The sequence below is a fragment of the Trichocoleus sp. FACHB-46 genome (assembly GCF_014695385.1).
Lineage (GTDB): Bacteria > Cyanobacteriota > Cyanobacteriia > FACHB-46 > FACHB-46 > Trichocoleus.
In genome coordinates, this window is the sequence record NZ_JACJOD010000012.1 from 1 (window position 1) to 2,100 (window position 2,100).

The window sequence follows — 2,100 nt, forward strand, 5'->3', positions numbered from 1 at the left end:
ACCGTGCTCGGAGCCTGCCTAGGCGAGGTGGTTGTTGCCCTGTTGCTTCAGGAAGTTGAGCAAAAGCGCATGCTGTTGCAGCAGCAGGGGTGGGAGGTTCAGATTACGAGGTGTAAGATCTGAGTTTAGCAACACCGCAATTGTTTCAGTCAGCGGGGTTATGCTCTAAATTTCTGTCGATTTAGACGTAAGTCGACAGAACAAAATGGTCAGCCCTCATTTGGAAGCAGAGCGCGATCGCCTTCTTCAACTCATTCAAACCCTTCGAGACTCTGATAGCGGGGCTCCGATTAACGTCTGGAGCAGCCCTGCGCCTAAAGGCGAGCACATCTACTACAAGCTGAGCAGCAAAAACACTGGCTTCAAGAATCAGCACCTGGGCAAAGCTGTCAGCGAGAAGTACCGCAACTGGAGAGCAAGAATTCAAAGACGGAAGGCGATCGCTCGAATCAACCGCCTCTACTTTGAGAAACAATGCGATTTGATTGTGGATTACTTAGGGTTGCCACTGAACTCAGAAACGCGCTTTCCTTTTACTCCCAAAGCGGTGGCAAAGGCGACCTCACCCTCGATTAACAAATGGCAATCGGGCTACTGCTGAGAAATTCGGAAGTTGTCGAAGGCATCATAGAGGAGTCCAACTTATCAGTCCTACTTCATCACCAGTACGGGTGATAAGCTCAACGTCCTCAAAGCTGCTACAAACTATATTGCCAATTCTCAAATTAAGGATCGATTTCTCGATGCGACGACAGCCCTCTCGAAAACATATGCTCTCGTCGCCTGCCATTCAGAGGCGATCGCCCAATCTAAAAAAATTTCCTTCTTCCAAGCCATCCAATCCAGCCTCCGCAAGCTGGGACGCCGTGATGGGAATTTCAGCAATGCTGACATTGAAACTTCCATTCGGCAAGTAGTAGATTAAGCCCCAGTTTCCGATACCGTCGTCAATATTTTTGATGCCTGCTTCATCAAAAACCCCGATGTTTCCGTTATCTCTGACGACTTCTTGGCAGAAATCGAAGGTATGGAGCATAAGAACCTGGCAGCGGAACTGCTCAAGCGCCTGCTCCGCAATGAAATCAAAGCCCCACGCCGTACTAATATTGTCCGAAGCCAGCCAACTCGCCGAAATGTTGGAGGAGTCCCTCCAGCGCTATTAGAACCAGGTAATCGGTGTAACCGAAGTGCTGCAAGAACTGATCAATATCTCGAAGGATGTTCAAGCAGCAAGACAACGGGGCGAAGAACTAGGACTGGAACCTTACGAAGCCGCTTTCTACGATGCCTTGGCTCAAAACCAGAGTGCACGAGAAGTCATGAGGCAGGACAAATTACGGGAACTAGCGATTACCCTGGTGGCACGGGTTCGTAAGAATGCCTCGATCGACTGTAAGAAAGTGTTTGTAAATAGGTTGTAAAGCAGAACGAGTTCAGACAATAAAATGCGCAATAGCTAAGGAATCTAAGCTCTTGGGAACGAAATCATGAGCCAACCCTCCTATGACAGTGACCTCAGAGATGAGGAATGGCAAAAGATAGCCCCCTTACTACCACCACAGAAGCCCGTTTGAAGGATTGAAGTTGTTGAACTAATGCAACCACTCCATTGGCGTGATTCTAAACTTGAAACTGCTGGCAACTCGGTCACAGATAAACGTCTAAGCTCGCTTTATTGATACCAACCCACTGTGGTTGCTGATTCACTAGACATCCTGCATGAATGGGAAAGGGTGTGCCAGTGGGCGGTCGTAGGGAAGAAAAGGACGCTAAATTTTGAATAAGTATGAGTTCCAAAAGCAGCGATGCAGTACCAGGAGTTAGAGCATTATCCAATCGAGAGTTCAAGCGCTGGTGCGGGGTGAGCCGTGGCGCTTTCCATGAGATGGTCGAGGTGGTACGTCCCTCCCTAGATCGCCAAGGTCGCCGAGGGGGACAAGCGAAGCTGAGTGTCGAAGACCAGGTACTAGTGGCCTTGGCGTACTGACGAGAGTATCGCAGCCAATTTCACATCGCGGTGAGTTGGGGATTGCATGAAACCACCGTCGGACGCATTGTGAAAAAAGTGGAAGATTTGCTGATCAAGAGTGGCAAGTTTCG

General features: G+C 49.2%; 3 protein-coding genes and 2 pseudogenes. All 5 read left to right on the plus strand.

Annotation, left to right across the window (positions count from 1 at the left end; translation table 11 throughout):
* The first annotated feature begins 205 nt into the window (after positions 1–205).
* Complete coding sequence (locus tag H6F72_RS29640; protein WP_199298960.1) at positions 206–601, plus strand: hypothetical protein; 396 nt, start codon at positions 206–208, stop codon at positions 599–601.
* A 57-nt stretch (positions 602–658) separates the two neighbouring features.
* Positions 659–1,060, plus strand: a pseudogene (locus H6F72_RS31045) (type I restriction enzyme endonuclease domain-containing protein); the annotation flags it as partial.
* A gap of 112 nt (positions 1,061–1,172) precedes the next feature.
* A complete protein-coding gene (locus tag H6F72_RS30715) occupies positions 1,173–1,421 on the plus strand; it encodes a type I restriction enzyme endonuclease domain-containing protein (RefSeq protein WP_370527461.1) in 249 nt (82 codons plus the stop codon).
* A gap of 365 nt (positions 1,422–1,786) precedes the next feature.
* Positions 1,787–1,987, plus strand: a complete 201-nt coding sequence (locus tag H6F72_RS07610; RefSeq protein ID WP_190433408.1) for a hypothetical protein — start codon at positions 1,787–1,789, stop codon at positions 1,985–1,987.
* 12 nt (positions 1,988–1,999) lie between these two features.
* Positions 2,000–2,100 (plus strand): annotated as a pseudogene (locus H6F72_RS31050) (transposase family protein); the annotation flags it as partial.

Bases quoted from the DNA above. Each gene is read 5' to 3' on its own strand.
- H6F72_RS29640 (WP_199298960.1), top strand. From the start codon at position 206: ATGGTCAGCCCTCATTTGGAAGCAGAGCGCGATCGCCTTCTTCAACTC.
- H6F72_RS07610 (WP_190433408.1), top strand. From the start codon at position 1,787: ATGAGTTCCAAAAGCAGCGATGCAGTACCAGGAGTTAGAGCATTATCC.